Here is a 21,136-nt window from a genome sequence, read left to right as displayed (position 1 = left end):
AAGCAACCTCCTCTCAAATAGATGTCAGATAGGTCAACGACCGTGGAGAAAACATGCTAGGTTTTGGAGCTGTTACAAAGAAAATCTTTGGAACCCCGAGTGATCGGAAGGTCAAAGCAGCACGCCCACTGGTCCAAAAGATCAACGATCTAGAGGCGGAATTTGAGAAGCTTTCCGACGAAGGCATCAAGGAAAAGACCGAAGAACTGGCCAAGCGCGCGATGGGTGGTGAAAGCTTAGATGCGCTCTTGCCAGAAGCGTTTGCCAATTGTCGCGAAGCGGCAAAGCGTTCCTTGGGTCTGCGCGCATTCGACACACAGTTGCTGGGCGGGATTTTTCTGCATCAGGGCAATATTTCGGAGATGAAGACGGGTGAGGGTAAAACCCTCGTCGCGACGTTCCCTGCGTATTTGAATGCGCTCACTGGCAAAGGTGTGCACATCGTCACCGTGAACGATTACCTCGCCCGCCGCGACGCGGAGTGGATGAGCAATGTCTACGGTGCATTGGGTCTAACCACGGGTGTCGTCGTCCCTCAGCAAGCCGAAGAAGAAAAAGCCGAGGCGTATAAGTGCGACATCACCTATGCGACGAACAACGAACTGGGCTTTGACTATCTGCGCGACAACATGAAGTCAGAGCTTGCACAGATGCACCAGAAGCACCACAATTTCGCAATTGTGGATGAGGTGGACAGTATTCTGATCGACGAAGCACGGACGCCGTTGATCATTTCTGGCCCTGCACAGGACCGGTCGGAGATGTACCGCCAAATCGACAAGCTGATCCCAGAAGTTCAGGACGAGCATTTTACACTCGATGAAAAAGCGCGTCAGGCGACATTCAACGATGAGGGCAACGACTTTTTGGAAGAGCGTTTGGCGCAAGTTGGGCTCTTGCCAGGGGGACAGTCACTTTACGATCCAGAAAGCGCATCACTGGTCCACCATGTTAGCCAAGGTCTTCGGGCGCACAAGCTGTTTCAAAAGGACAAAGACTACATCGTCCGCGACAACCAAGCCGTTTTGATTGACGAATTCACAGGCCGCATGATGATTGGTCGCCGCTTGTCCGACGGTCTGCACCAAGCGATTGAAGCGAAAGAGGGCCTGCCAATTCAGGCGGAGAACGTCACGCTCGCCTCGGTCACCTTCCAGAACTACTTCCGCCTTTACGACAATCTGGCTGGTATGACCGGTACCGCGATGACGGAAGCAGAAGAGTTTGAAGAGATTTACGGCCTCGGCGTTGTTGAAGTGCCGACAAACCGTCCTGTCGCCCGCTTGGATGAGAACGATCAGGTTTACCGCACCGCGAAAGAGAAATTCGAGGGTGTCGTCACTCAGATCAAAGAGGCTAATGCCAAAGGTCAGCCGATCCTTGTCGGAACAACCTCCATCGAGAAGTCGGAATTCATTAGCCAGATGCTGAAAGCCGAAGGGATCGAACACAACGTTCTGAACGCTCGTCAGCACGAACAGGAAGCGCAAATTATCGCGGACGCCGGTAAGCTGGGCGCGGTGACGATTGCGACCAACATGGCGGGCCGTGGTACGGACATTCAGCTTGGCGGCAACGTCGAAATGAAAGTACTTGAAGCCCTCGCTGCTGATCCAGAGGCGAACCCTGACGTCCTGCGGGCACAGATTGAGGATGGGCACGCGGAAGAAAAGCAAAAGGTCTTGGACGCGGGTGGTCTTTTCGTTCTAGCGACTGAACGCCACGAAAGCCGCCGAATCGATAACCAGCTGCGCGGTCGCTCTGGCCGTCAGGGGGATCCGGGTCGGTCGTCCTTCTTCCTGTCTTTGGAAGACGATCTTATGCGCATCTTCGGCTCTGAGCGTTTGGACAAAGTGCTGTCCACACTCGGCATGAAAGAAGGCGAAGCGATTGAGCACCCCTGGGTGAATAAGTCACTTGAGCGCGCACAGGCGAAGGTTGAGGGCCGCAACTTCGACATCCGCAAGCAGCTTTTGAAATTCGATGATGTGATGAACGAGCAGCGAAAGGTCATCTTTGGCCAGCGCCGCGATATCATGGAAAGCCAAGACCAGTCCGAGATCATTCAGGACATGCGTTATCAGGTTATCGACGATCTGGTGGACGAATACATGCCGCCAAAATCCTACGCTGATCAGTGGGACACCGAAGGACTTTATGCCGCTGTTATTCAAGACCTTGGGATCGACGTGCCAGTGATGGCATGGGGCGATGAAGAAGGCGTCGATAACGACACTATTCGCGAGCGGCTTGAACAGGCCAGTGATAAGTTCATGGCGGAGAAGGAAGACGCCTTTGGCGCCGAAACCATGCGCAATGTCGAAAAGCAGCTTCTTTTGCAAACGATTGACGCGAAATGGCGTGAACACCTTTTGACGCTTGAGCATCTGCGGTCCGTAGTCAGCTTCCGTGGCTATGCCCAGCGCGATCCGCTCAATGAATACAAATCCGAGGCATTCCAGCTTTTCGAGCGCCTTTTGGACGGCTTGCGCACGGATGTGACACAGAAACTGTCCCAAATCCGCCCAATGACGCCTGAGCAGCAGCAACAGCTGATCGACCAGTTGCGCCAGCAACAACAAGCTGCCGCACCGGCCGGTGTTGAACGCGCAAAATCTGATGCGACAGGGCAGGGGTTAACGCCGCGTGAAGGGTTTGTTGAGGATGATCCATCGACATGGGGATCACCTGGTCGGAACGATGCCTGTCCCTGCAGATCTGGCAAGAAATTCAAGCATTGCCACGGCCGACTGGCCTGATCTTTGCCACATTAAGGCCACCCAAAAACTCACCGAACGTCCTTCTGAGGCCACCAGACGATAACAGATTGTTTCCCGTCCTTTGGAAGGGAATCGGCTATGGAACGAAGTAAGAAGCGCCTTATTGTCGGTGCTGGCACATTTGCGACAGCACTGAGCATCGGCTATATTTTTCAGTACGATGACGCTCTCGCCTCACGTTTTGGCGTGGAAAAGCCGGTCGCCGTACCAACTACAAACGCGGAGATTGATGAGCGGCTGACACCGGTGTCGGAGTCAGTAGCGGTGCCGCGAAGCCTTGGCGCACCGACCTTCACACCGCCATCATCATCAACGGTGGCACTGAACACAGTCACGGATGAGGTCAGCATTCCCAGTCTGACACTCCCCACGATTTCAGAGCCTGATGAGGTGGCAGACCTCGAGTTGTCTGCGATGGACGAGGCCACGGACCTTGAAGAGTCTGTTTCTGGTCTTGAGCCAATGATCAAAGAAGTGCCTAAGACAGAGACTACAGTTGCCGAAATCGACCCAGACATGCCATTGACGCCGACGGATGGCAGAGCGGTAATGCTCACAGTAGTCGCCGCTGAGACGGCAAACGCCTCCCTCATTGATACAATCCCAGACGTTGCTGGTGGCTCTCTGGCTGAACTGGCATCGGCCTTGGTTGATGCTGCGAAAGACGTTGAGATGAGCGAACCTGCCGAAGCGATCGTTGCGCAATCAGCTTGTAATGTCGCCGTCTTCGCCCAAGCTCAAGATGGCGCGATGGTAGAGTTGAACGTTGATGCGCCTTGTCAGATTGAGCAGGCCTTCACGATCCAGCACAAAGGCGTTTCGATCATCGGTCAAACTGATGATATTGGCCTCGCGCAGATCATAGTCTCTGCGCTAGATCAATACGCAACCTTCGACATGACGTTTGAAGATGGTGAATTGGTCACTGCGTCGGCTGAGGTGCCAGAACTCGCAGACTACGCTTGTGCGGTGCTTTATTGGGAAGGTGCACCAGGGTTTGAACTTCATGCGTTTCACAATGGCGCAACCTTCGGCGCTGAAGGTCACGTCTGTCGCGGAACGGCTGCTGGCAACGCCGCATTCTTTAGCGCAGATGCAAACGGCCACGCCTTGGAAGTCTACACCGTGCCTTTGTCAGATGCGGATGCTCTGACGTTGAAATTTGAGGCAGAGGTGCGTGTGGATGACTGTGGTCAGGCCATCTAAGCGCAAACGATCCAAGTCAACCCAATCCAGCTTCTGACCCGTGACGAGGTTGAGCTGAATATGCCCAATTGCGCGTCGATTAGTGAATATCTGGTATTGAAAAACATGTTCGAGGATCTGACACTCGCCCCTAAATGATTTGGCGAGCTTTTGACAGACCCCTGAAACGTCGAAAGTGTGCAGCCCTCGTGGCTGTACTCTTTCTTTTTGGTGGTGCCGTATCTGCCGACACTGAAATCACACTGACATCTGTCGGTGGGGGATTGTCAGTCTCGGGATCCCTTATTGGCTACGACGGCGAATACATCGAGATCGCATCGCGCTATGGCTCTCTAACACTCACTTACGCCAACGTCGAATGTACAGGCGCGGACTGTCCAGAGCGGGACGGCTTTGTGCCACGTTTCTCCATGTCTGGCGAAGCCGCGGTCATTGATGTGCTCATCCCCGCGCTTTGGGAAGGGTTCGCGCGCAGCAAAGGTTGGGCGACGAAGTTCGACCCAGTCGAGGGTGGGCAAATCAGCGTGGCGATGTCACCCGACGGTGAAACGGCAGCAGTTTTGGAATTGACCAGCGGGACCACCACCAAAGGGTTCGCCGATCTTTTTGCACATCGGTCGTGGTCGGTTGTGGTAACCCGTGAAGTGACACCGGATGAACTGTCCTTGGCATCACGCCAGGGCATGCGAGATCTTCAGTCCTCCGAGCGCTCTCAGATTATCGGGCTCGATGCAATCACGCCAATCGTCTCCCCCCTGCGGAAAACCCGCACGCTATCGCTGATGCAATTGCAACGCGCTTTGAAGGGTGAAGTTTCGGATTGGGCTGATTTTGGGGAGGCACCAGGACCGGTTGAGCTGCACCTTGGGCCGACCGATGCTGGCACGACGGAAACGGTACTGCGGTTCTTGGCAGAGGGGGAGGTGGCACCGTCTGTCACCTTCCACGACACGGAACAAGCGCTCACCAACGCAGTTGTCCGAAACCGCAACGCCATTGGTCTGGTGTCCTTCCTGCGGACAGGCGGCGCGCGGGCGGTTGGGTTGCGCGATGACTGCGGGTTTCTTACGGCGCCATCAGCCCTTGGTATAAAGACTGAGGATTACCCGCTTACAACGCCCGTATTCCTCTATGTCCCGCAGCGGATCATGCCTTCAGTTTTCAAAGAGTTTCTGATCTGGACCCGCTTGCCCGCCGCACAGTTGATTGTTCGCCGCGCGGGATTTGTGGATCAGTCTGTCTTGCCCATCGGGCTTGACGCGCAAGGCCAACGTTTCGCCAATGCGATTGAGCGAGCAGGGACCGAAGGGTCGTTTGATGAGTTGCAGCGCTTTGTGCGGCTGATCAATGACCAGACCCGTTTGTCCCTCAGCTTCCGGTTTGAGGCGGGCAGTGTGAACCTAGATGCGCAATCCCGCTCCAACCTGTCTGATTTGGCGAGCGCTATCCGACAGGGGCGCTATGCGGGGAAAACGCTGACCCTTATTGGATTCAGTGACGGCATCGGTGATGCTGCCGCCAATCGCGCGTTGTCCGGGGAACGGGCAGAGGCGGTGCGCCAGTCCATCCTGCGCCGCTTGGGGGATGACCTGCCAACGTCCGTCACGCTCGACGTTGCAGCCTTTGGAGAAGCTTTGCCTATGGCCTGTGATGACACAAAAATTGGTCAACGCATCAACCGCCGCGTTGAGCTTTGGCTCGAAGACTAAAGCAGCCCCTCCACGAGGAAGCTCAATTCGCGCGATTTTCTGATAATCAAGTGATCATGGACCGTGATGCCAAGCGCTTGTGCAGAGGTGGCGATATGTTCGGTAATTTGGATGTCGGCTTGCGAGGGTGTCGGGTCGCTAGACGAATGATTGTGGACCAACAGGATCGACGCTGCGTACAGCTCCAACGCACACTTCACCACCTCCCGTGGGTAGACAGGCACATGGTCAATGGTGCCTTTCGCCTGCTTTTTATCTGCGATCAGTGTGTTCTTGGTATCGAGGAAAAGGATTCGAAATTGCTCTGTCTCCCGGTGTGGCAATACTTGATCAGCGTGTTCCAGTTTGAAATGACGTGCCGCTCAAGGACTTGAGATTGTGCCATCTGATGCGCCACCGCCTCCACGATCTTGATCTCCAACACCACAGCATCTCCTACACCCTTCACTTTGCGAAACTGATCAAGCGGCGCAGCGATGACACGGTTGAAGTCGCCGAACTGTTCAATAAGCGCCCGCGCGAGTAGCGTTACATCCTGCGGCGGTATTGCGCGAAAGAGGATGAGTTCCAAAAGTTCATAGTCAGGTACCGCATTCGGCCCGCCGTCGAGGAAACGTTCGCGCAGGCGTTTTCGGTGGTCCTTGATGTAGGAGGGGAGTTTGCCGCTGGGCAGGGCGTCGTGAAATGAGAATAGAGACGGGGTTTCAGCAAGCTGTATCATGCGCCGAAGGATGGCTAGAGATGGTTAGCAGGGAGTTAATGCTAGATCGGCTGCGCAGTTTTGGCTGCCGCTTTCGGTGTCTCTTAAAACCTACATGGCACATGCTGGGTTAAACGACCTGACGTTTAACCCTTCATACTATCCCAAAAGCTCTTCACCGAACTAAAGAAGCTGCTCCCATGCGGGTTGTTGTCTTCACTGAGTGTGTCGAATTCTTTCAGGATTTCTTTCTGACGCGCGGTGAGCCTCACTGGTGTCTCAACGGCCAGTTCAATGAACATGTCGCCCGCTCCGGTACCGCGCAGCGCAGGCATACCTTTGCCGCGCAGACGCATTTGGCGACCAGATTGTGACCCTTCTGGAATGCGCACGCGGGAGCGACCACCGTCGATGGTTGGCACTTCAATCTCCCCACCCAAAGCGGCAGAAGCGATCGAGACCGGCACGCGGCAGTAAAGGTTCAGGCCATCGCGCTCAAAAAGCTCGTGCTCCTGCACTTCGATAAAGATATAGAGGTCGCCCGTCGGTCCACCGCGCATACCCGCTTCACCCTCACCGGCAAGACGGATGCGCGTGCCTGTTTCAACACCTGCAGGGATATTGACGGAGAGGGATTTTTCCTTCTCCATGCGGCCTTGGCCCTGGCAAACCTTACAGGGGTTCTTGATTGTCTGACCCATACCGTTACAGGTCGGGCAGGTGCGTTCGACGGTGAAGAAGCCCTGCTGCGCGCGGACCTTCCCCATGCCGGAACACGTCGGGCAGGTTTGTGGTTCTGCGCCACCCTCAGCACCTGTGCTGTTACAGGATCCGCACGCGACCGCGGCAGGGACGGTGATAGTCTTCTGAAGGCCAGCGTATGCTTCTTCCAGCTTGACACGCAAGTTGTAGCGCAAATCGTTGCCGCGCTGGGCACGGCTACGCCCGCCACCACCGCGGCCGCCCATCATGTCACCAAAAAGGTCGTCAAACACGTCCGAGAAGGCAGAGGCAAAGTCACCGTGACCACCGCGCGGGCCAGCACCGCCGCCGCCCATGCCGCCCTCAAAAGCTGCGTGACCAAAGCGGTCGTAGGCTGCCTTCTTCTCGGCATCCTTCAGGACTTCATAAGCCTCGTTCGCTTCTTTGAACTGTGCTTCGGCGTTGGGGTTGTCTGCGTTGCGGTCTGGGTGCAGCTCTTTCGCCTTTTGGCGATAGGCCTTCTTAATCTCAGTCGCATCGGCCCCTTTGGAGACACCAAGCGTTTCGTAGTAATCGCGTTTTGTCATGATCGATCATTCCCCTCGGGAAAAGCCAGACCGGCCCGGGTCAGGGCCGGCCTGCTTTGAAACGCTGCGACTTAGTCGCGCTTGTCGTCGCCGAGGTCTTCGAAGTCAGCATCGACGATGTCGTCTTCATCCGCACCGGCAGGCTCATCCGCGCCGTCGGCCTCTTCTTGGCTTGCCTTGTAGATGGCTTCGCCAAGCTTCATCGCCGCTTCGGTCACGTTCTGGACGCCTGCTTGCAGCTTGTCGGCTGTAACTTTCTCATCCTCGAGGTCGTCTTTCAGCGCGGCAATCGCCAGTTCAATCGCTTCAACTGTGGTTGGGTCGACTTTGTCCGAATGCTCTTCCAAAGACTTCTCAGTTGAGTGGATCAGGCTTTCGGCCTGGTTCTTGGCTTCGATCAGCTCACGACGTTCCTTATCAGCCTCTGCGTTGTCTTCCGCGTCCTTTACCATGGCGTCGATGTCCTCGTCAGATAGACCACCAGAGGCTTGGATCGTGATAGACTGTTCTTTGCCAGTGCCCTTGTCTTTTGCAGCAACAGATACAATGCCGTTGGCGTCGATGTCGAAGGTGACTTCGATTTGCGGCATGCCACGAGGTGCTGGTGGAATGTCTTCCAGATTGAACTGGCCGAGCATCTTGTTGTCAGCCGCCATTTCACGCTCACCTTGGAACACGCGCAGGGTCACGGCGTTCTGGTTGTCTTCTGCGGTCGAAAAGGTTTGAGACTTCTTCGTTGGGATTGTGGTGTTGCGGTCGATCAGGCGTGTGAAGACACCGCCCAATGTTTCGATACCAAGGGATAATGGTGTGACGTCCAGAAGAACGACGTCTTTCACGTCGCCCTGCAGAACACCGGCCTGAATAGCCGCACCCATTGCAACAACCTCATCAGGGTTCACGCCTTGGTGTGGTTTTTTGCCGAAGAACTTTTCAACTTCTTCCTGAACCTTTGGCATCCGCGTCATACCACCAACAAGGACGATCTCATCGATGTCGGATGTGCTCAGCCCTGCGTCTTTGATCGCGGCTTGGCACGGCTTCATGGAAGATTTGATCAGATCGCCGACCAGGCTTTCCAACTTCGCGCGGGTCAGTTTCATCACCATGTGCAACGGCTGACCGTCAGACCCCATGGAGATAAACGGCTGGTTGATCTCTGTGGAAGCAGAAGAAGAAAGTTCGATCTTCGCTTTCTCTGCGGCTTCCTTCAGACGTTGCAGCGCCATCTTGTCTTTGGTCAGATCGACGGAGTTCTCTTTCTTGAACTCGTCTGCCAAGTAGTTGACGATCCGCATGTCGAAGTCTTCACCACCGAGGAATGTGTCACCGTTGGTGGATTTCACTTCGAAAAGGCCATCATCAATCTCAAGGATGGTGACGTCAAACGTACCACCACCAAGGTCGTAAACAGCGATTGTATGCGTGTCTTTCTTATCCAGGCCATATGCCAACGCGGCGGCTGTTGGCTCGTTGATGATCCGCAATACGTCGAGGCCAGCAATCTTACCGGCGTCTTTCGTTGCCTGACGCTGTGCGTCGTTGAAGTACGCAGGTACAGTGATCACCGCTTGGGAGACAGACTCACCAAGGTAATTTTCGGCTGTTTCCTTCATCTTGCCGAGGATGAACGCGGAGATCTGGGAAGGAGAGTACTTCTCACCCTTCGCTTCGACCCATGCGTCACCGTTGCCGCCGTCAATAACGGCGAACGGCATGTTCTTTTTGTCTTTGGCGAGGTCTTTGTCATCGAACCGACGGCCGATGAGACGCTTCACAGCAAAGACTGTGTTTTCTGGGTTTGTGACAGCCTGACGTTTGGCAGGCTGGCCGACGAGGCGTTCATCATCTGTGAATGCCACGATCGAAGGCGTTGTGCGTGCGCCTTCAGCGTTTTCGATAACCCGTGGCTCGGAGCCATCCATGATTGCGATACACGAGTTGGTTGTTCCTAGGTCAATACCAATAACTTTGGCCATGTTTCAAATCCCTCTATGGTTAGGCGGTTTGAACGGCGCGAACCCGTTTCGGCACCCGCGCCTATTTGGAATGTTTGCGACCACAGATTTCCTGTGCTCGACGATCTTGGCGTATATAGGGACGGGTTTTGGGTGCTGCAAGCGGTCAGAGCTACAGAAAATGCAGAAAGACAACAGTTTTTGGGTCGATTATTGCGCGGCGTCCAAGGTGCAGGAACCCTCAGCAATTTCTTGGCCATTCAGGCCCATGTAAAGGGCCGTGCTCTGCCAGCGATAGATGCGGTCTGACAAACCATCCAAACACTGCCCACGTCTGACCATCAAGCGCTCCGTTTCGCGAAATTCAATGAAGAAACCGTTAGATATCGCCAGCATCTCCGTGGGTTCGAGACCGATCCGCGGCATATCAATAGAAATGAATTCATCGCCCCGCGCGGTCAGGTTGAAGGTCCAAATCAGCTCGGTCCCGAAACAGCTGATCGGTCGAGGGATTTCGTTGAGCCGTGTGTGATCGCTACGTTCCAGAAATCGCAAAGCGACCCAACCATTTGTCTCGCCCAATCCCACTTTGCCCCATTTGCCGTCGGTTGAGCGTTCAAGCACTTCGATGTTGATTGTATAGGGGCCAAAATCGCCAAGGATGGTCGCGCTGGCGTCAGACTCAGCACGAATATTGAGTGTGTCATCCGAAGCCACGGCTTTCACATAGAAATGCGCAGGCAAGTCGTTCACGGTGGCCAGTGTGGCGCTGCAAAAAAGCAAGGCGGCCAGTAAGGCCCTCACCGCGTTGCGCCCTGGCTCGCCTATACTTTCTGACGTGCGTAAAACTCACCCATCAAGCTAATCATAATTAGCCCGATCCCAACATAGAGCGGATACATGGCCGATGAATTGTACGGGTTGTAGTGCAAAAAGACAAAACCGTGGGTCTGGTCAATCGAATGAAACAGGGGTCCCAATCAAACATCACCAGCATTGAGCTTGGCAACGAATTGGCCACGAACATCTTGCCTGATGCGATCATGTTCGCGCGGGAATAGAGGCTGGTCATGAGCCCGACAAGGTCAGGCAACAAGGTTTGAGGGCAAGAAACACCATGCCAAGCCCGACGCCTGAAAACTACGCCAAGAGCAGCATACCAAACGCCCCAATCGGGTCTTCGATGTGCACTGGCTTAAACCCGACGTGATAGATAGACAGAATTACAATGAGCGACAGCACTTGCAGATAATGCGAAGACACAGCAGCCGACGTGTTCGAGATTGCCCTGTTCATCGGTGCGTGTTGTATCAATAGGGGACGACGGCCCCTCTGCGCCAACGACTTGGTATGTGTCAGAAACGGAAAAATGCCCGACATAATATATAGTAAGAAATCCCCGCGAAGCTCGGCGCCCCGAATTCCGAGAATGGCGAACATCGCGTAGAACGTGATGACAAAAATCACCGCTTGAAGCATGTTCAACATTAGGCCGACCACTGCATTCCGATGCAATTTGCTAACATCGTGGACAATGTTGTGATACATCACCTCTAACAGCCTAAAAGCTGTTCTGGCCCTCGTCCAACTTACGGGTGCTTGGAACATTTCTGATCCTGCCTAGCCTCACATCAAAATTGATGCGGGTCGATTAACACGAAATTCTTGCCGTTCGCTTTAGGCGCGACCATAAGGTCCAGAAAGTTAAGAATTTAATTCTTCAACGTTGAAGGTAGGTTTATGAACTTAGAAGACCTCGTCGTCACCATGCGTCGCCTCGCCTTGGAGGCAGGTGACAAGATCATGCAAATTTACGACGGTCCTGATTTTCAGGTGAAGTCAAAATCCGATGATAGCCCAGTCACCGCTGCTGACGAAGCCGCCGACGCGTTGATCAGTGCTGGCTTGCGGGATGCTTTTCCCGACGTCGCCCTGGTGACGGAAGAGCAAGCCACCTCCCATTCAGAAACGTCCAAGACATTCCTGATTGTTGATCCTTTGGATGGCACCAAAGAATTCATTCACCGTCGCGGTGATTTCACAGTGAACATCGCATATGTCGTTGATGGTCGTCCAACACATGGCGTGGTCTACGCACCGGCGAAAGATCGATTGTTTTATACGTTGGCCGGTGGGTCTTCCGTGGAGGAAGTTGGTCCATTTGCCAAAGACACGATTGGCGCAACGACACCCATCCGGGTGTCAAGCCCTGACAACCGCGCGCTTCGGGTCGTCGCCTCCAAATCACACCGCGATCAGGCGACTGACGACTATACCTCCAAATACGATGTGGCGGACATGAAAAGTGCCGGATCATCTTTGAAGTTTTGTTTGGTCGCCACGGGGGAGGCAGATTTCTACCCTCGTGTTGGTCGCACAATGGAATGGGATACGGCAGCCGGACACGCTGTTCTGAACGGCGCAGGCGGGGCGGTGATCCGGTTTGAGGATCATGATCCCCTGCTTTACGGCAAAGACACCTTTGCGAACCCATTCTTCATCGCCTATGCCCCTGGTGTAGAGCTGAAGCTGCCCTGATGTCCGTCGCGATCATCATTCCAGCCCGTTATGCATCGACCCGCTATCCGGGCAAACCTTTGGCCAAATTGACCGGTGCCTCCGGAGAGACTCAAACCCTGATCGAACGTAGCTGGCGCGCAGCGATGGCTGTTTCTGGCATTGATCGGGTTGTTGTGGCTACTGATGATGAGCGCATACGTGACAGGACTGAAAGCTTTGGCGCAGATGTCGTGATGACGTCTGAGGCGTGCCGCAATGGGACCGAACGTTGCGCTGATGCTTTATCGGTCTTGGGCGAAAGCTACGACATTGTTGTGAACCTCCAAGGCGACGCGCCGCTCACACCGGCGTGGTTTATAGAAGATCTTGTCGCTGGATTGAGAGAGAATCCCGAGTTTGATGTCGCAACACCGGTGCTGCGCGCTGATGGCGTTACGCTCAACAGCTTTTTGGAAGACCGCCGGAATGGACGCGTAGGTGGGACGACGGCTACTTTTGGCATAAATCGGCGGGCTTTATACTTCTCAAAGGAAGTTATCCCGTTCTGCGATCGAGCCTTCGCGCCGAATGACGCAACGCCAGTCTTTCACCATGTCGGCGTTTATGCGTACCGCTCAAACGCCCTTTCGCAATACCTAAAGCTTCCGGTTGGGCTCTATGAGACCCTCGAAGGTCTTGAACAGTTACGGTTCTTGGAAAATGGTATTGAGATGATGTGTGTGGAGGTGGATGCAAAGGGGCGATTATTCTGGGAGCTTAACAACCCTGAGGATATCCCGCGTATCGAGGGAATGCTAAAAGCCATGAATCTGCCCTAGTTCCAAGTCAATACAGGTGCTTTGCGGCAGTTTCTTCTGTAGCAAAATAATAGAATTCGCGGAATTATTGTCCCAGCCAGCACATTCCTTTTTCTGGCCTTGGGTCGGACACAAAGAATCGATAATCTGGATATATCGGCTTGCAGAGCACGTAGGCAAAAAAAATATGATGAATAGAAAAGTTACAAAAGCGATCTTTCCAGTGGCTGGCCTGGGAACACGGTTCCTTCCGGCTACAAAGTCTATCCCAAAAGAAATCATGACGCTCGTGGATCGCCCGTTGATCCAATATGCGATTGATGAAGCACGGGCCGCTGGGATCACAGAATTCATTTTTGTCACGTCGCGCGGGAAATCCGCCCTTGAGGACTACTTTGATCATGCGCCCGATCTTGAGGCTTCGCTTCGAGCAAAAGGCAAAAAAGATCTGCTCAACATTCTTGAAAATACGCATATGGACAGTGGCGCAATTGCATATATTCGCCAACACAAGGCCAAAGGCTTGGGTCACGCTGTATCTTGTGCGCACCGTTTGATTGGTGATGAACCTTTCGCCGTTATTCTGCCTGACGACGTGATTGCTGCCGAACGCCCCTGTCTTCAGCAAATGGTCGAGGCCTACGAAGAAACCGGTGGCGCTATGGTCGCGGCAATGGAAGTCGCCCCAGAACAAATCTCGTCGTACGGCGTTTTGGCTGTAGCGTCTGACATCGGTCGGGTGGTGAAAGTCAAAGGCATGGTTGAAAAGCCGACGGCAGACAAAGCGCCTTCAAATCTTGCGGTGATTGGCCGTTACATTTTGACTCCCAAGGTGTTGGACAACATGAGTTCGGTTGACGTCGGTGCCGGGGGTGAAATCCAGCTGACCGACGCAATCGCGAAAGAGATTGATCACGGTCGCGGAGTGTATGGTTTCCGCTTTGATGGTAAGCGTTACGATTGTGGCTCGAAGGCTGGTTATCTTCAAGCAACAGTGGCGTTCGCCTTGGCGCATCCAGACCTAAAAGATAGCTTTTCAAATTATATAGAAAACATGGTTGCAGCCCGTCGGGCGGCGCAGTAGCCGCAGCAAAGATCCGAGGTGACGTTGAACCCTCCAACGCCCTTCAGTCGAATCAATTCAAGCTATAACTGGTCTTTATGGAAGGCCTATCGCCTACGTTGGAAACGTCGCAGGTTTCTGTTTTGCGTGCTGTGGAAACGAGGGGAAATCAGGAACGTCATTGATCGTACCAGGCAATTCGGTATGCATGCCATCTTGGTTTTCTCGACTGTCCGCAACGAGATGGAGCGGCTACCGCACTTCTTAGAGTATCACCGCGCCATGGTTGTTCAGCATTTCTTTATAGTCGACAACGTCAGCCTCGACGGGACCCTCCAGTCCTTAATGTATAACCGCGATGTTTCACTCCGGCAGACAAAAGGGAGTTATCGATTGTCCAGATTTGGGGTCGATTGGCTTGCAGCGCTCCAATTTAGATATGGCCATGGGCATTGGTGTCCGACTTTGGACACTGATGAGCTCTTTGTTTTTTCGGACTGTGAAACTTAATCTCTGAAAGCACTGACTAAACGGCTTTTGGCCCGTGGGCAGACTACAATGGGCGCGATTATGCTCGACTGTCCGTCGTCAGGTTTTTTGGAACCAAGAGCTTCCTAACCTAAGAGAGAGTTTGGCTCATCTGGTTGGTTTGGTTATGCTGCGTGCTTGCGGTGATGCAAGCGCCGCGTTTCAAGTGTCTTTTGTTTGATCCTTTCCCTTTGCTTTAGGATAGCTTTGTTACGCCTGAAGTATACGTCGTCAGGTGTGACGTTGTTGATGCTCTCGTGATAGCGCTGATGGTTGTAGTGGCCGACAAAGGCTTCGATCTGGGCTTCAAGATCGCTAGGCAGGAAGTAGTTTTCCAGCAGGATGCGGTTCTTGAGAGTTTGGTGCCAGTGTTCGATCTTGCCCTGGGTCTGTGGATGATATGGCGCCCCGCGCGAGTGCTTCATGCCTTTGTTCTTCAGCCAGATTCCCTGAGACGTAACTTGATCCATTGTCGCTGAGCAGACGCGGTTTATGGACGACATGAACCTGATTGCAACCCGAAGCCTGCAACGACAGATCTAACGTGTCCGTTACATCCTCTGCCCGCATGTTGGTGCGAAGCTTCCAGGAGACGATGTAGCTTTCCTGATCCGTGAAGGTAACTGCCAGCTCACGCGGTGATAGCTCTGTCTCGTTCAAGGCGAAGTCGACAACCTTGCGTTTCACCTCATCCGGCATCCGGTTCCAAACGTGTTTTAGCTTGGGGTATTGATCCTGCAATCCGGCCTCACCGCGCTGCAGATAGCGGTCGTACCAGCGATAGAATGTGGGACGCGGAATGCCGAGCTTGGCCGGCGTCAGGCGTGCCGACAGGTGGCTTTCCGCGACCAGCCGTATAATCTCCAACTTCTCAGATGTGGGAGACCTCATTCGTCGTCGCCCCTATCGCCTGTCATGCTTTTTTTGAGAAGTCGCAATTCGAGTGTCTGTTCCGCAACGACCTCCTTGAGGTCCTTTGCTTCGCGGCGCAGTGCCTTGACCTTGTCCGCGTTCGCAGCCCGCGCTGTATCGCCAGCCATCCGCTTCTTAACGGCTTCCATGAAGTCCTTAGACCATTTGTAGTAGATGCCCTGTGATATACCCTCACGGCGGCACAGTTCGGCGATGCTATCCTCACCACGCAATCCATCCAGCACGATGCGGATCTTATCTTCGCTGGAATAATGCTGGTGTGTGGCGCGCTTGATGTCTTTGACGATCTTCTCGCCAGCGCTCTTCGTTGTCTTTCTCATCGTCCACTTCTTGGTGGCTACAATGAGCAACAAACACTCTCTTAGAAAATAACCCTATTTGGACCCATAAGCGCCCTCGTCAGACACTTATCACGAATGGCTGGCCAAGATCTATTCAGGCGAACTTGAGCGTCTCGCATGGGATGCGCATCCCCGCAATTATCTGGTCTTTGGGTTTGGGATTGGGCGGCTTAAGCCGCTTGATGCGATTCTGCTTCGGTCAAAAGCGTGTAGAGCGCATTTACATCCGCATTTGCCCGCAGCTTTGCGCAGGTGTCGGCATCACGCAATGTTCGTGACACAAGCGCCAAGGCTTTCAAGTGCTGCACGCCCGCATTGACGGGGGCAAGCAGCGCAAAGATCAGATCGACTGGCTGCTTGTCAGCTGCATCAAATTCTAACGGCTTTTCCAGACGCAAGAACATGCCGCAAACAGTGTCGACGCCTTCCATCCGCGCGTGGGGCAGGGCGATGCCTTTGCCAACTGCGGTGGGCCCAAGGCTTTCCCGCTCAAGCAGCGCGTCAATCACAGCTTTGGAGTCAATCCCGTGGACTGTTTCAGCGACTGAACCAAGATCATGGAACAGCCGCTTTTTGCTCGTACAACCGCTCAGCGACTTTACGGCATCCACTTTCAGGATCTCTGACATCAACATATCAGTCTACCCAATCATCTTACGATATTGGATCAGTCTGCAGCGTGCGGATCAATCCAACCTATGTTCCCATCGTCGCGCTTGTACACGACATTCAGCTTTTTGCTTTTCTCGTCCCGAAACATGATGACGGGGGTGCCCGCCAATTCCATTTGCATCACAGCCTCCCCCACTGTGAGCGATGGTATCTTTGTTTCCGTTTCGGCAACGATAATCGGCGTGGCGTCCTGTTCTTCAGCAACGGCCGAGTCCTCGATTCCGTCGAGGATATAGGACCCTGCTGAATAAAGTTCAACTGGTTGCGAACGTTCCTTGTGGTGATCTTTCAACCGCCTCTTATTCCTGCGTAATTGCTTGTCCATCTTTTCGGAACTTGCGTCGAACGCCGCGTAAATTTCGTGATCCGAACCCTTGGCCTGCACGGTCAGCCCCGTTGAAAGGTGGACAACAGATTCGCAAACGTATTCTTGGCCTGACTTTGAAAAGGTGACGACAGCTTCAGTCGGCCGTCCGGCGTACTTTCCAAGGATTTCATTCAGTTCTGTCTGCACGTGAACCTGCAGCGCTTCACCAATGTCGATTTGTTTGCCGCTAATCTGATATCTCATCGAGACTCCTTCAAAATTGGAACACAACTGTCAGGCGCACGCGTCGGACGCTTGCGTTTAGGTTTGTGTTCGGGGGGTATGACGACTGCTGATTTGGCCCATCTCGTTGACGGCTCTGGCTTGGAACCGGGTCGAGACGCACATTCTTGCTGAGTCTGTCATTGACTTTATTGAGCGCCAGAGCACCATAACTTGTCAATGCTGAGTTGCAGAAAAATTATGAGACGCGGAAGCCTTGGCCAAGATAGACGCGGCGCACATTTTCATCCGCAACAACCTCTTGCGTTGTGCCGCTCATCAAAACTTTCCCGTCATGCAATATGTAGGCCCGATCAACGATTTGGAGGGTTTCTTGCACGTTGTGGTCGGTGATGAGCACACCAATTCCACGGTTTTTAAGCTCTGCCACCAGTTGCCGGATTTCGCCAACGGCAATGGGATCGACGCCTGCGAAGGGTTCGTCCAGCAGCACGTATTTGGGCCCTGCCGCCAAACAGCGTGCGATTTCCACACGCCGTCGTTCACCCCCTGACAACGCCAATGCAGGCGCACGGCGGAGGTGCTCAATCGAAAACTCGGACAGCAAGTCTTCCAGTTTCTGCTGGCGGGCGTGTTTCTTTGGCTCCGCAATTTCAAGGATGGCAAAGATGTTGTCTTCGACCGACATGCCGCGGAAAATCGACATCTCCTGCGGCAGGTAGCCGATACCAAGTTTTGCGCGGCGGTACATGGGAAGCGCGGTCACATCGCGCCCGTCGATAATGACTTGCCCGCCTTCAGGGCTCACTAGCCCGGCAATTGAATAAAAGCAGGTTGTTTTGCCGGACCCATTCGGTCCCAGAAGCGCAACAACTTCACCGCGTCCAAGCTCTAGGCTGACATCGCGGATCACCAAACGCTTGCGATACGACTTTCGCAGATTGACGACCTTGAGCCCTGCACCGCCGTCCTGAACGCTCAACTCAGCCATCAATTGCCGCCTTGCTGCAACACGGAGCGAACGCGACCAGAAAGCTGCGCATTACCAGTGATCAGGTTGATCACAATCTGTTCGGCAGAAATTGCGCTGGGGCCTTGCGTCAACAAAACGTTGCCCGACAGCTCCAGCGTTCCGTTTGTGATATCGTAATCGGCAGTGGTTGCTTCTGCAGCTTCCGTCGCCGTGGCAAAGACCACCCCACCTGACGCACGAAGGCGCACGATTTCAACCGCCGTGGCGCCATAGACTACCTCAACCCGCTGGGCCAACAACCGCAGGTCACCCTGTACAATCACGACCTCACCTTCAAAAACAGCCGTCCCTGTGTCCTGATCGACGGTCAGGCTCTCTGCGGCAATTTCAACAGGGGCTGTCGGGTCAGCAGACAGCCCCCCAAGGTTGATGTTAGTTTGCGCAAAGGCTGGCACCGACAACGCAAATAGCGCCGCGACCAGTAGGGAAATGAAGCGTGTCACTCTCGCAATCCTATTCAATCGTATCTGTTTTATATAGCAGCCGGACGCCGTTGGTGAAATGCATCTCTTGGCCTGTTCCGCTAGATTTGACCAAGATCTCGACACGGCCCGCCTCCAACTCCCCAAAAGGAGCCATGATCGCAAGGCGCCCATCGGATTTGATCCGCCCTGTGTCAAGATCGGCGCTGAGGGATGTCGTCTCCATCAAATAGCCGGAAGAGGTTTCAAGCCGCGCCAGTCCCGCCAAGCGCGCCGTGCGAGATGCCCCGTCAATCACACCCTCGCCCGCGAATATCCTGAGCGACGTGCCGTCCGACGCATCAAGGCTGAGCGTCGGTTCTGAGATCGACAGGCTTTCCATCGACCCATCCTCTGGCTTGGCAAATCTGGCGGAGATTTTGATAACTGACCCGTCCGCAGTTACGCCTGAAAATTCAGGTGCGGTGATCCGTTGTTCACGCGCCAAGGCTCCCAATTCAGAGATGGGAATTTCGGTCGATCCACCATTGTTGCGCGCAAAAAGGAACAGCGTCGATAGCAAGGCAACGGCCATTAAAGGGAGGATAACTTTCGTGAAACCAACAAAGCGCGAATAGAGGTTATCTGCAGGTGCCATGACCTAGACAACACCAGCGCGCAAGCAATCCTGAATCTTGAGCACGCCCACGGGTGTCTGGGTCTCATCCACAACGAAAAGGCAAGTGATCTGACGCTCATTCATCACCGCAACAGCTTCTTCGGCCAGCGCGTTGGGTCCGATCGTCGTCGGACTGGCGGTCATCACATCGCCTGCCTTCTTTTCCAGCAATCTGGTCATGTGCCGTCTCAAGTCACCATCGGTAATGATGCCTGAGAGATGGCCATTCCGATCGATGATGCCAACCACGCCCAGACCTTTTTCGCTGATCACCAGCAGGGTATCGCTCATCAGCGCGTCGGGCGTGCTGAGCGGCATTTCGTCAGCGGCGTGCATCAGGTCTTCGACTTTTGCCAAACGCGCACCGAGTTTCCCGCCTGGATGAAACTCTCTGAAATTTTCCGCCGTGAAGTCGCGGGCTTCCATCAAGGCAATGGCAAGCGCATCCCCAACGGCCAGCGACATGGTTGTCGAAATCGTTGGCACGACACCGTGACCACAAGCCTCCCCCAGTTGTGGAATGTTCAGGCACACGTCTGCTTGTGTGGCCAGCGTGCTGCCTTCCCGGCTGCTCAATGCAATCAGGGGGATTTTGAAGCGACGGGTGTAAGCCACAAGATTGGCCAATTCTGGCGCTTCGCCAGAATTAGATAGGGCCAAGACAATGTCATTGCTTGTGACCATGCCTAAATCACCGTGGCTTGCCTCCGCCGGATGTACGAATTGCGCGGGCGTACCTGTCGAGGCGAGCGTGGCCGCGATCTTTCGTGCGATATGACCTGATTTACCAATGCCTGACACGACGATGCGGCCCTTTGCGGCAAGTATCATTTCAACAGCGATGGTAAACCCATCACCAATGCTGTTCGCCAAAGCTTCAAGCGCAGACGCTTCCTCGCGTATGACGCGACGGGCGATGTCGAGATGTGGTGAACTGCTGGCCATCAGTGGGAAAAGATATCGATTTCGGGCCAACCGGCGATATCAAGTTTTGCGCGGGTTGGAAGGAAGTCAAAGCAGGCTTGCGCCAGTTCGGTCCGGCCCTCGCGCGCGAGGCGCCGATCCAACTTTTCCCGAAGCTGGTGCAAATACAAAACGTCTGACGCTGCATATTCAAGCTGTGCGGAAGTCAGCTTCTCCGCACCCCAGTCACTTTGCTGTTGTTGCTTGGACATATCCACATTTAGCAAGTCCTGCAGCAAGTTCTTGAGGCCATGCCGATCGGTGAACGTGCGCACCATCTTTGAGGCAATTTTGGTGCAATATACAGGCGCAGTCGTCGCGCCAAAAGTATGGTAGAGCGCCGCAATGTCGAACCGTCCAAAATGAAACAGTTTCAGCACATCGGCGTTTTCCAACATCGCTTTCAGGTTTGGGGCGTCGGTTTGCCCTTGCGCTACTTGCACCAAATGGCAATCGCCGTCCCCACCGGACATTTGAATCAAGCATAGGCGATCGCGGTGTGGGTTCAAGCCCATCGTCTCGCAATCGATGGCCACAACAGGCCCGAGATCCAAGCCATCCGGCAGATCGTTTTGGTACAGGTGATTGGCCATGGTGTCCTATCCTTTGGTGCCTGCGGGAGATAATCAAATGGCCCAGATTGCGCAACCAAACTTGTGTTCTCTAGTTTGACGGCGTTCGATGTCGTTCCAAAACTTTATGTGAATAGGTTTGGAAAATTCTTCTCTGATCTTTGGAAATATAGCATCAAGAGTACAACGTTCGCGTGTATTTGGCTGGAGGCGCGACCTTGTCAGACAACACTTAAATGCGCAAAGCGCCACTTCAAGCGCGCAGCCGTGAGAAGCTTGAGAAGATTTTGGGTGTGGCAACCGAACTTATCCTTGAGCGCGGATTGATTGCCTTGGGCGTCTGGGAAGTGTCTGACGTCAGCGCTTATGGGTCCAAAAAGGGCAATTTGATAAGAGAATTTTCTTGGCTCATCGTAACCACCAAGGAGTGGACGACGAGAAA

General features: G+C 54.0%; 18 protein-coding genes and 3 pseudogenes. 8 read left to right on the top strand and 13 right to left on the bottom strand.

Translation table 11 applies throughout. The annotated features are described in order from the left end of the window. Positions 1–53: 53 nt before the first annotated feature. The 3 genes from secA to ACTF5F_RS00095 all read left to right on the top strand — a co-directional run bounded on the left by secA (position 54) and on the right by ACTF5F_RS00095 (position 5,695). Entirely contained in the window at positions 54–2,759 is a 2,706-nt protein-coding gene (gene secA / locus ACTF5F_RS00105) for a preprotein translocase subunit SecA (RefSeq protein WP_438954844.1), read from the top strand. A 99-nt stretch (positions 2,760–2,858) separates the two neighbouring features. Further along, on the top strand, positions 2,859–3,986 hold the full coding sequence (locus tag ACTF5F_RS00100) for a hypothetical protein (RefSeq protein WP_438954843.1): 1,128 nt from the start codon (positions 2,859–2,861) through the stop codon (positions 3,984–3,986). 188 nt (positions 3,987–4,174) lie between these two features. Next, positions 4,175–5,695, top strand: coding sequence for an OmpA family protein (locus ACTF5F_RS00095; RefSeq protein ID WP_438954842.1), 1,521 nt, complete (start codon positions 4,175–4,177; stop codon positions 5,693–5,695). On the opposite strand, the pseudogene radC reads toward ACTF5F_RS00095, so the two are convergent. The 5 genes and pseudogenes from radC to ACTF5F_RS00070 all read right to left on the bottom strand — a co-directional run bounded on the left by radC (position 5,692) and on the right by ACTF5F_RS00070 (position 11,250). Then, positions 5,692–6,416 (bottom strand): annotated as a pseudogene (gene radC, locus ACTF5F_RS00090) (RadC family protein). The gene ACTF5F_RS00095 and the pseudogene radC overlap by 4 nt on opposite strands. Before the next feature lie 125 nt (positions 6,417–6,541). Continuing rightward, the gene (gene dnaJ / locus ACTF5F_RS00085; RefSeq protein WP_438954841.1) at positions 6,542–7,684 is read right to left on the bottom strand and encodes a molecular chaperone DnaJ; all 1,143 of its coding nucleotides are present in this window, start codon (positions 7,682–7,684) and stop codon (positions 6,542–6,544) included. Between the two features lie 71 nt (positions 7,685–7,755). Continuing rightward, positions 7,756–9,663: a molecular chaperone DnaK gene (gene dnaK, locus ACTF5F_RS00080; protein WP_438954840.1), complete on the bottom strand. Its 1,908-nt coding sequence runs from the start codon at positions 9,661–9,663 to the stop codon at positions 7,756–7,758. A 189-nt stretch (positions 9,664–9,852) separates the two neighbouring features. Beyond that, a complete protein-coding gene (locus ACTF5F_RS00075) occupies positions 9,853–10,446 on the bottom strand; it encodes a hypothetical protein (RefSeq protein ID WP_438954839.1) in 594 nt (197 codons plus the stop codon). A 20-nt stretch (positions 10,447–10,466) separates the two neighbouring features. Further along, positions 10,467–11,250: pseudogene (locus ACTF5F_RS00070) on the bottom strand (ABC transporter permease). A 132-nt stretch (positions 11,251–11,382) separates the two neighbouring features. Here ACTF5F_RS00070 and cysQ point away from each other — a divergent pair. The 4 genes from cysQ to ACTF5F_RS00050 all read left to right on the top strand — a co-directional run bounded on the left by cysQ (position 11,383) and on the right by ACTF5F_RS00050 (position 14,532). Continuing rightward, complete coding sequence (gene cysQ, locus ACTF5F_RS00065; protein WP_438954838.1) at positions 11,383–12,180, top strand: 3'(2'),5'-bisphosphate nucleotidase CysQ; 798 nt, start codon at positions 11,383–11,385, stop codon at positions 12,178–12,180. Next, positions 12,180–12,980: a 3-deoxy-manno-octulosonate cytidylyltransferase gene (locus ACTF5F_RS00060; protein ID WP_438954837.1), complete on the top strand. Its 801-nt coding sequence runs from the start codon at positions 12,180–12,182 to the stop codon at positions 12,978–12,980. Before cysQ ends, ACTF5F_RS00060 begins: the two co-directional genes overlap by 1 nt. A 166-nt stretch (positions 12,981–13,146) precedes the next feature. Continuing rightward, on the top strand, positions 13,147–14,043 hold the full coding sequence (galU, locus tag ACTF5F_RS00055) for a UTP--glucose-1-phosphate uridylyltransferase GalU (protein ID WP_438955066.1): 897 nt from the start codon (positions 13,147–13,149) through the stop codon (positions 14,041–14,043). Positions 14,044–14,226: 183 nt separating this feature from the next. Next, complete coding sequence (locus ACTF5F_RS00050) at positions 14,227–14,532, top strand: glycosyltransferase family 2 protein (RefSeq protein ID WP_438954836.1); 306 nt, start codon at positions 14,227–14,229, stop codon at positions 14,530–14,532. 143 nt (positions 14,533–14,675) lie between these two features. Here ACTF5F_RS00050 and ACTF5F_RS00045 read toward each other — a convergent pair. From ACTF5F_RS00045 to ACTF5F_RS00010, 8 genes and pseudogenes are all read right to left on the bottom strand, one after another. Next, positions 14,676–15,803 (bottom strand): annotated as a pseudogene (locus ACTF5F_RS00045) (integrase core domain-containing protein). Positions 15,804–15,994: 191 nt separating this feature from the next. After that, complete coding sequence (locus tag ACTF5F_RS00040) at positions 15,995–16,459, bottom strand: PTS sugar transporter subunit IIA (RefSeq protein ID WP_438954835.1); 465 nt, start codon at positions 16,457–16,459, stop codon at positions 15,995–15,997. Positions 16,460–16,491: 32 nt separating this feature from the next. Next, positions 16,492–17,067 carry a ribosome hibernation-promoting factor, HPF/YfiA family gene (hpf, locus tag ACTF5F_RS00035; RefSeq protein ID WP_438954834.1) on the bottom strand — a complete coding sequence of 192 codons (576 nt, stop codon included), beginning with the start codon at positions 17,065–17,067 and terminating at the stop codon, positions 16,492–16,494. Between the two features lie 217 nt (positions 17,068–17,284). Beyond that, positions 17,285–18,037, bottom strand: a complete 753-nt coding sequence (gene lptB / locus ACTF5F_RS00030) for an LPS export ABC transporter ATP-binding protein (RefSeq protein WP_438954833.1) — start codon at positions 18,035–18,037, stop codon at positions 17,285–17,287. Beyond that, positions 18,037–18,522 carry a lipopolysaccharide transport periplasmic protein LptA gene (lptA, locus tag ACTF5F_RS00025; protein WP_438954832.1) on the bottom strand — a complete coding sequence of 162 codons (486 nt, stop codon included), beginning with the start codon at positions 18,520–18,522 and terminating at the stop codon, positions 18,037–18,039. Before lptA ends, lptB begins: the two co-directional genes overlap by 1 nt. 10 nt (positions 18,523–18,532) lie before the next feature. Continuing rightward, positions 18,533–19,138 (bottom strand): hypothetical protein, encoded by a 606-nt coding sequence (locus ACTF5F_RS00020; RefSeq protein ID WP_438954831.1) that lies wholly within the window; start codon positions 19,136–19,138, stop codon positions 18,533–18,535. Positions 19,139–19,141: 3 nt separating this feature from the next. Further along, positions 19,142–20,104: a KpsF/GutQ family sugar-phosphate isomerase gene (locus tag ACTF5F_RS00015; RefSeq protein WP_438954830.1), complete on the bottom strand. Its 963-nt coding sequence runs from the start codon at positions 20,102–20,104 to the stop codon at positions 19,142–19,144. Beyond that, entirely contained in the window at positions 20,104–20,715 is a 612-nt protein-coding gene (locus tag ACTF5F_RS00010; protein WP_438954829.1) for a ribonuclease D, read from the bottom strand. Before ACTF5F_RS00010 ends, ACTF5F_RS00015 begins: the two co-directional genes overlap by 1 nt. A gap of 215 nt (positions 20,716–20,930) precedes the next feature. On the opposite strand from ACTF5F_RS00010, the gene ACTF5F_RS00005 reads away from it, so the two are divergent. After that, positions 20,931–21,136 (top strand): hypothetical protein (locus ACTF5F_RS00005; protein WP_438954828.1); only part of this gene is annotated, 206 nt, incomplete at its 3' end.

Source organism: Cognatiyoonia sp. (assembly GCF_965661665.1).
In the GTDB taxonomy this organism is placed as follows: domain Bacteria; phylum Pseudomonadota; class Alphaproteobacteria; order Rhodobacterales; family Rhodobacteraceae; genus Cognatiyoonia.
Note: the sequence above shows the minus strand (reverse complement) of the source record. Positions and strands in the feature narration are given on the sequence as shown.